The organism is Streptosporangium sp. G11 (assembly GCF_051192615.1).
Classification (GTDB): Bacteria; Actinomycetota; Actinomycetes; order Streptosporangiales; family Streptosporangiaceae; genus Streptosporangium.
On the sequence record NZ_JBPJUQ010000169.1, the window covers coordinates 1 to 7,160 of the forward strand.

General features: G+C 66.5%; 7 protein-coding genes and 1 pseudogene. 3 read left to right on the forward strand and 5 right to left on the reverse strand.

What is annotated here, in order from left to right; genetic code table 11:
* Positions 1 to 492: 492 nt before the first annotated feature.
* Both ACSDR0_RS48595 and ACSDR0_RS48600 read right to left on the reverse strand, forming a co-directional pair.
* Positions 493 to 714, reverse strand: a complete 222-nt coding sequence (locus ACSDR0_RS48595) for a hypothetical protein (RefSeq protein WP_435295778.1) — start codon at positions 712 to 714, stop codon at positions 493 to 495.
* Positions 715 to 757: 43 nt separating this feature from the next.
* The gene (locus ACSDR0_RS48600; RefSeq protein WP_435295779.1) at positions 758 to 1,831 is read right to left on the reverse strand and encodes a helix-turn-helix transcriptional regulator; all 1,074 of its coding nucleotides are present in this window, start codon (positions 1,829 to 1,831) and stop codon (positions 758 to 760) included.
* A 112-nt stretch (positions 1,832 to 1,943) separates the two neighbouring features.
* Here ACSDR0_RS48600 and ACSDR0_RS48605 point away from each other — a divergent pair, with 112 nt between their 5' ends.
* Complete coding sequence (locus ACSDR0_RS48605) at positions 1,944 to 2,873, forward strand: hypothetical protein (RefSeq protein WP_435295780.1); 930 nt, start codon at positions 1,944 to 1,946, stop codon at positions 2,871 to 2,873.
* A 410-nt stretch (positions 2,874 to 3,283) separates the two neighbouring features.
* Here ACSDR0_RS48605 and ACSDR0_RS48610 read toward each other — a convergent pair whose 3' ends face one another.
* Together ACSDR0_RS48610 and ACSDR0_RS48615 are read right to left on the reverse strand one after the other, a co-directional pair.
* Positions 3,284 to 3,664, reverse strand: a complete 381-nt coding sequence (locus ACSDR0_RS48610) for a transposase (RefSeq protein WP_435295781.1) — start codon at positions 3,662 to 3,664, stop codon at positions 3,284 to 3,286.
* 33 nt (positions 3,665 to 3,697) lie between these two features.
* Positions 3,698 to 3,889, reverse strand: a complete 192-nt coding sequence (locus ACSDR0_RS48615; RefSeq protein ID WP_435295782.1) for a transposase — start codon at positions 3,887 to 3,889, stop codon at positions 3,698 to 3,700.
* Positions 3,890 to 4,005: 116 nt separating this feature from the next.
* Here ACSDR0_RS48615 and ACSDR0_RS48620 point away from each other — a divergent pair.
* Positions 4,006 to 4,290 (forward strand): annotated as a pseudogene (locus ACSDR0_RS48620) (transposase); the annotation flags it as partial.
* A 139-nt stretch (positions 4,291 to 4,429) separates the two neighbouring features.
* Here ACSDR0_RS48620 and ACSDR0_RS48625 read toward each other — a convergent pair.
* Positions 4,430 to 5,440, reverse strand: a complete 1,011-nt coding sequence (locus tag ACSDR0_RS48625) for a sensor histidine kinase (RefSeq protein WP_435295783.1) — start codon at positions 5,438 to 5,440, stop codon at positions 4,430 to 4,432.
* A gap of 886 nt (positions 5,441 to 6,326) precedes the next feature.
* Here ACSDR0_RS48625 and ACSDR0_RS48630 point away from each other — a divergent pair.
* Positions 6,327 to 7,160: transposase (locus ACSDR0_RS48630; protein WP_435295784.1), on the forward strand; the 834-nt coding region annotated here is incomplete at its 3' end.

Sequence of the window (7,160 nt, forward strand, 5' to 3'; positions counted from 1 at the left end):
GCTGCTCCAACTGCTCCTCGGAGAACATCTTCTCTGACAACGCACCACTCCACGCGCCGTACCGGACAAAACCGGAATGAACGCAGCGGCAGTGATCATCAGTCCGCCACCGGAGGTCAACTCCGCCGTTATCACAGGTCAGACGCTACTTCGTTGAAAATTTCTTCATTGCTACTGTGCCCCCTAGTGGTGGGCCACCATCGCCGTGATCAGGATGAGCGTGAGGAGTACCCCTACGATCATTGCCTGAAGGACACCATGCATGTCTTCCCCGTCGGAAAAGTCGCGATGAGATCTATGTTCCCGTTATTCGAGTGTCGATAGCTTTTGGATGCGTTGTCAGACCAACCTCCGCAGAGGCCGGCGCGAACGGCTGGCGCTGCTGGATCTTTCGGTGGGCCGCGTCGACCGGCTCGGCGCCGCGAGGTGGCTTCCCGTTCGGGTCGGCGTCACCGAGGGCAAAGTAGAGCGTTCGCGCAGGTCCTGAGCATCTCAGAACCGTCTCAGATGCCGCGCGAGGACGGCCAGGCCGTCGTCGAACACCTTCACCGTGAGCAGGAGCTGACGGGGCAAGCTTGACCACACCTGCCTGCCCAGCTCGTCACCGGTCGCCGTCTTCACCTTGTACGGCGAGCCGGGCGCCAGCGCGACAACGTCACGGAGAAATGCCATCACCGCGCCGTCGATGAGGTGCCCGGTGGCCATTGCCACCACCGGGCACACGGTGCCGCCTGGCCCCTCCTTCCAGCTGCGGGCTTCAGGTCCACACTTCCGGGGGGTGCGCCACGAGGAGCTGGGCGACGAACTCGCGGCGGCTGCGGGTGCCGGCCTTGGTGAAGATGGATTTGAGGTGGTCCTGCACGGTCAGCGGCGTCATGCACAGCGCCCGGGCGATGTCATGGGTGCCGTGGCCCTGAACGACCCGTAGGGCGACCTCGCGTTCGCGGTGGGTGAGTCCGTAGGAGGCGAACACGACGGGCATGATCTCGGGAGGGGACGCCGGGGTGATCACCACCGCTGCGGATCCTTCCGCTGCTCCTCTCAGCAGCGAGGCGTGCAGCACGAACCATCTGCCGCCGCGTGCGCGCACCCGCAGTGGAGCGGGGGTCCGGGCGGCGGCCACCGTGGCCCTGGCCTGCTCGGCCGCCATGACGAACGGCGTCGGCGCGGTGAAGATGGCGGTGGAGTCGTCGGCGAACTCGCCGAGCAACTGCTCCGCCTGCTCGTCGGCGTCCAGCAGGTGGTTGTCGGGCCCGAGTAGCACCACGGCGGGCGGGAGAGGCGTCTGTACGGGGAGCACCTCACGAAGCTGGCTGCGCTGCAGCGCGACTCCGACGTGGCGGGCGGCGCGCCGGGCCAGGGCCAGCTCCTCCGGCCGGTACGGGCCGCGGTCGGGCGCCCTCATGAACGCCGCGCAGCCCCACATCCCGCCCGCGGCGTCGAAGACGGCGCGTAGCTCGTCTCCGAAGCCGGCGGGGGCGATCTGTTCCCGGTAGCGGAGACTGCGCTGGAGAACGCCGCCCGTGGCGCGGCTGAGCGTGTCGGCGCCACGACCGCTGAGCCGGATCTCGGGGAACCTCGCGACGTCGTCACCCCAGATCTCCAGTTGGACGGCTTGACGGAAGTCGTCCAACTTCAGGTCGTCGGTCAGTACCGACGTGACGAGGCCGGTTGCCGGGTCGGTCGCGTGCCAGCACACCGCGTCGAATCCGAGCACGTTCCGCAATATCGGATCGGCCTGTCTGAACACCTCTGGAGCTGTGAGCCCGGCGCCGGTCAGGTCTTTGAGATCGGAGATCGCCCGGTGCTCCGCCCCCCTGCGGGATGTCACCGCGGCAGCCTAACAGGGGGCACGGAATATCCCAGATTTATGGGATTATCACGACACCGCCTATGAAGTGATCATGAGCTGGTCATCCCACCTCCACATGAGGAAAAGGTTCATGACCACTCGCACATCCCCGCGGCGCAAGCTGTACGGCACCGCAATCTTCACGGTGTCGTTCCTCCTGTCCTCCTTCGCCGCCGTCACGCTCACCTCCACCCCCGCCTTCGCCACCGACCCCTGCTCCACCGTCCCCGGCAGTGGCGGCAGTCCCGGTGGCGGGGGCTACGACCCAGAGGCCCCCGACCCTGCCGAGCAGGGCCCGCAGCTCACGCCCCTGGAAATGAAGACGTATGTCGCCAACAACGAGAGCCTCCATGGGCTCGCCGGCGATCCGCACGTGTACCCAGACAGCAAGGGCCACCCCACGGTGGGCATCGGCTTCAACCTCGACCGCGCCGGCGCGCAGGCCCGCCTTGAGAGTGTCGGCGCCAACTACGCCGCGGTGCGGGCCGGAACCCAGAACCTGACGCCCCTCCAGATCATCACCTTGTTCGAGGGCGACTTCTACGCCGCCATCGCGAACCTCAAGACAGTGATCTACAACTTCGACCGTCTGACATCGGCGCGGCAGCTCGTGCTGATCGACATGATGTACAACATGGGCCCGGCCAAGTTCAGGGAGTTCAAGCGCATGATCGGCGCCGTGAACGTCGGCGACTTCTACCGTGCCGGGTTGGAGATGAAGAACTCGACCTGGGCAACGCAGGTCGGTGCCCGGGCCACGAGGAACATCAAGTTGATGCAACAGGGCGCGGTGTGCGACCCCAAGGACGTACCAAAGGGCGTGCCCACGCCCGGCGGCGGTGCCGGCGGCGCGACCTACCCCAACGGCGTCGTTGTCGTGGGATCGCCGTTCACGGGCGGCGGAGGAATATCCAACTTCATCTACACAGAGACCATTTACTGCGTCACCACGACCGTCAGCGTGTCCGGCCCCAACGGCGTCACCACCTATGGGAGTAACACCGTCTGCTACAGCGCATGAAGGCGAGCTCCACAGTCACACCGAAGACGCCATGACAACGGACCGCTGAAGGTCGGGTGTGCGGCGGTGGGTCACCCGTTGCCGCACACCGGTGTGAACAGCGAACAGCAGGCACGGGTCAACGGCTGGAGAGCCGGGTAGGGGCGTTCGCATGCGAATGCCTCCTCGCCCGCTCTTCAGAGGTGGTCGACGTCGGCGTGGGGATGACCGCCGGAAAGAGTGCGGTAGCCGAGGCCCCGGTCGAAGAAGGCGGTGGATCGGTGGGCGGCGCGCAGTTCGGCGCGGAGCACCTCCGTGGCGTCGAGGTCGACCTTGTGGTTCGCCGGCGCGGCCGTACACGATGACGCCGTAGCCGGCCGCGGACGTGGGGACGGTCCGAGGCCAGCACAGTGCTGCGGATGGCGTCGTGGCTATGGACTCTCCTCTCTTCGCTGTCGGCGTCGGCCGGGGTGGGCGGGACCCGCGGTGGCGGGGCCGGATCGGCGGGCCGGGCATGCTGGCAGAAGGTGAACGCGCACATCACCAGGGCCCAGTGGCGGCGGATCGCGGCATCGGAGCGGACCTGGAAGTCGGCCCAGCCGAGCGAATTCCTCCCGCTCGGACTCGGCCAGCTCGCCACCGTTGGTGTCCTGCTCGCGGGCCAGCCGGTCCATCTGCACCCAGTTGGCCAGCGTGCCCGCATTGATGCCCAGATCCTTAGCGACCTGCGCGATCGGCTTTCTCGTCTCCCGCACGATGCGCACCGCGCCCGCCCGGAACTCCGGATCGAACCTGCGTCTGGTCTCTCCCACGACCCAACCTTCTCCTTAGGTCAGATCTCCACGCTAGAAGGGGAAGTCCACGACCGAGCCCAGATACTGATGGGCGGTGTGCGCGGTGGCGGTGCCGTCCTTGCGGTCACCGGTGTCATCGACCACCAGCACCCCGCCCGCGTGCGGCGCGGTCACCGGATCGGTCCGCAGCAGCTCAAAACGCCGGGCGTTGATCTTCTCGTGATCCCACGGCGACTCCGACATCGGAACGGTGGATGGCGGTAACTCCGCCCGCGACGGCTCGCTGACGCCACTGGCCGTTCCGTTGTCGATCAAGCCCCGAGCACCACAGATCATCGAACCGGGCCGCGTAGTCCGAGCAGTTCACCTCTTGGGCCTTCACCCGCCGTGCCCACGATTCCGGTCTGGTTCCATCGATGGGGTCGATCGATGACTGCTTCGACAATGTAGTCATCGAGTCGTTCTGGGGTCGGATGCAGACCGAGTTACTCAACCGCAAGTGGTGGAAGACCCGTATCGAACTGGCGAATGCGATCTTCGAGTACCTGAAGATCTTCCACAACCGGCAGCGACGACACAGTGCCCTGGGGATGCTCACCCCCATCGAGTACGAGATGCTTTACCCGAACACCCAGCTGGCATGAGAGTCGACCAAGCCGACTCCACCGAACTCGGGGTACATCAGTCAGATGGTGCGGCGGCCTGTGAAGTGAGATCGGGGAAGAGCGCGCCCATCGAACAAGCGCACTGTCCCGGCTCACTCGGCAGCCATGGATCATATTTTTACGGGCGGACAGGCATCCGATCTGTACCTAGTAGCGGCAGCCGTAGGACGAATCGGGCGCCTCGTGGCGAGTCTTCGATCCGCAGCGTTGCGTGATGGGCGTGGGCGATGTCGCGGGCGATGGCGAGCCCGAGGCCGCTGCCGCCCGGGTCTCGACGGCGTCCGTCGTCCAGGCGGATGAAGCGTTCGAAGACGCGTTCACGGTCCTGCGGCGCGATGCCGGGCCCGTCGTCGGTCACGGTCACGACGGCCTGGCCGTTCGCACGCTCCGCGGTGACCTCGACTGTGGTGTTGGCGTGCCGCTGCGCGTTGGCCAGGAGGTTGTTCAGGACTCGGATCAACTGGATCCGGCTGCCACGGACTTTCAGGTCACGATCGACGTGGGCGTGCACCGTCACGCCGCTTACCCGGGTCACCGCTTCCTCGGTGACCAGTGCGCCGAGGTCGACCGGCTCGTGCACCGCGTGGCCGGCGCGGAGGCGGGCCAGCACCAGCAGGTCGTTGATGATCGCTTCGAGCCGGTCGGTAAGCGATAACGCGGCCTGGATGCTGTCGTACGGGTCGATGTCGTCGCGATAGAGCATCGCCTCTTCCAGGCGGGTGCGCAGGCCGGTGAGCGGGGTCCGGAGCTCGTGAGAGGTGGTGGAGGCGAAGCTGCGTTGCTGCTCCACCGCCTCTTCCAGCCGGGACAGGGTTTGGTTGGCGGTACCGGCGAGCAGCGCGATCTCATCGCGCCCGGGCGGCTGGGGCACGCGCAGACTCAGGTCGCTTACCGTGATTTCGGATATTCTCGATCGGATCGCGGCTACTGGGCGCAAGGTCCGGCCTGCCACCCACCAGGTCAGCCAGGTCGCGATGACGACACCCAGCAGTGTCCCCGCGGCGGTGAGGATCTCCAGGCGGTGCGTGGCGAGGAGGGGCGGCTGGGCCAGGCCGGCGTAGACGACGTGGGACTCGCCGTGCCAGAGCAGATGGGCCTCCTGGGGAGAGACCCGGCTGGCGGTGAGCATGACGCACCCGCTGTGTGGGGAGCACGCGGTCCGATGTTCGATCCGGTCGTCGTCCGGGGGCCAAACCGTGCTCAGAGGTGGCCTACCCGACGCCGTCCTGCTGGCTGCCACTACCCGCCCGTTGGAGTCCACGAGTTGGAGGAGGTTGACGCGAGTCGTCGGGGCCGTCGTGGACGGTGTGATGCCGGGTCGCATCGTCCCGATCCACTCGGTGGCGACTCGCTGAGTGTCGCTGAAGATGTCGGCCTGGATCCGGTTTCGGATCAGGAGGTCGAGGCCGGCCCCGATTGTCGTAAGAGCGAGTAGAGACAGGGCTGCTGCTGCAATCGTGAAGCGCGCCTGAAGCGAGCGCGGGCGTGGAAAGGGTGTCACCCGGCTTGCCTCCCAAGGTGGGTTTTACTCGCATGATCGTTTGCCTCCGCGCCGCAAAGGCCCACGTCGAACCTTATGTACGGTCATCTTTTGCGCAAGCGGTTAAGGGGCGAAGCAGCTCATAATTGAGCAAAAGGGGGGCAGTGCGTGACCAGTGGTTTAAACGTCGGCAGGCGCTGCTGTCGGGACTGATCCGGGGTCGGGGGAGTATTTCCGCAGGATTGAACGCTGAGACCGACCGGTGCGTCCTGAGCTGCGGAATCGGCATAGCGGGTTCGGCGCTGGTGTTTCGGCAGTAGCGGCTCGATGACCGCCCACAACTTGTCACTGACCTTCCACGGCTTCAGTCGCGCCACTCGTCATCCCTCTCACCATCGCGACAGCGAGAGACAAAGCACAGTGGAACTTATTCTGTCAGGCGCTCCTTCGCTTTTAACCCGGTGACGGGTGGTTCTCGACGTGGAACGGCCACCGCGCGATGCTCCGAGTACGACCAAGTGCCCGGAGGTGTGTGGTGGCCGTCGTTTCGAGTGTGCTCTTACCGAACCCGCCTCGCCAAGGGGTGGCCTGCCTGGCGGTGTTCCGGCAGGAGCTGATGGGCTGCTTCACCCGTCGCTCGGATGCGCTGTTCGAGCTCGCCGATGCCGTGCTGGCCGCCGGGCCGGTGGCCTCGTTGCCGCACCTGTCGCTGGATCCCGGGCACCGACGCGGACACGGCAGCGTGTATGCCGCACTGGCCAAGGGAGCAATCAACACCGGCGCCCTGCGAGATCTGCTGGTCAAACAGTTGGATCAGCGGCCTGCGGTGTTCGCCATCGACGTCAACTGCTGGACGCGCAGCGATGCCGAATGCTCACCCGGCCGCGGGTTCTACTACCACCCCACCCGGCACTCGGCGGGCAAACCGATCATCGCCGGGTGGGCATTCTCCTGGCTGGCCGCCCTGGAGCTGACGACCAACTCCTGGACTACTCCGCTGGACGTGGTGCGCCTACTGCCGGGCACGAACATCAACGCTGCCGCGGCCACCCAGATCCTCCACCTGCTGCCGCACCTGCCCGACCCCAGCGGGCGGCTCCCGCTGTTCGTCTTCGACGGCGGCTACGACCCGGTCCAGCTGGCCCTTGCCCTAAAGGACACGCCGACGCAACTGCTGGTGCGGACCCGCTCCGACCGCTGCTTCTACGCCGACCCGCCGCCCGCCGAGGTGGGCGCCCGTGGCCGACCCCGACGGCCGTCCTCACCACGACAGATACGCAGTACGGCACCGCGACCGTGCACGCCTGGAGCGGGCTGCACGCTAAAACCCAGCAGCATGACGGGCACGGCAGTCGCGGTCCGCGCCCGA

What these genes read in the sequence shown, in the direction of transcription:
- ACSDR0_RS48605 (WP_435295780.1), top strand. Translation starts at nt 1,944, where the DNA reads ATGACCACTCGCACATCCCCGCGGCGCAAGCTGTACGGCACCGCAATC.
- ACSDR0_RS48615 (WP_435295782.1), bottom strand. Translation starts at nt 3,889, where the DNA reads ATGTCGGAGTCGCCGTGGGATCACGAGAAGATCAACGCCCGGCGTTTT.
- ACSDR0_RS48625 (WP_435295783.1), bottom strand. Translation starts at nt 5,440, where the DNA reads ATGCTCACCGCCAGCCGGGTCTCTCCCCAGGAGGCCCATCTGCTCTGG.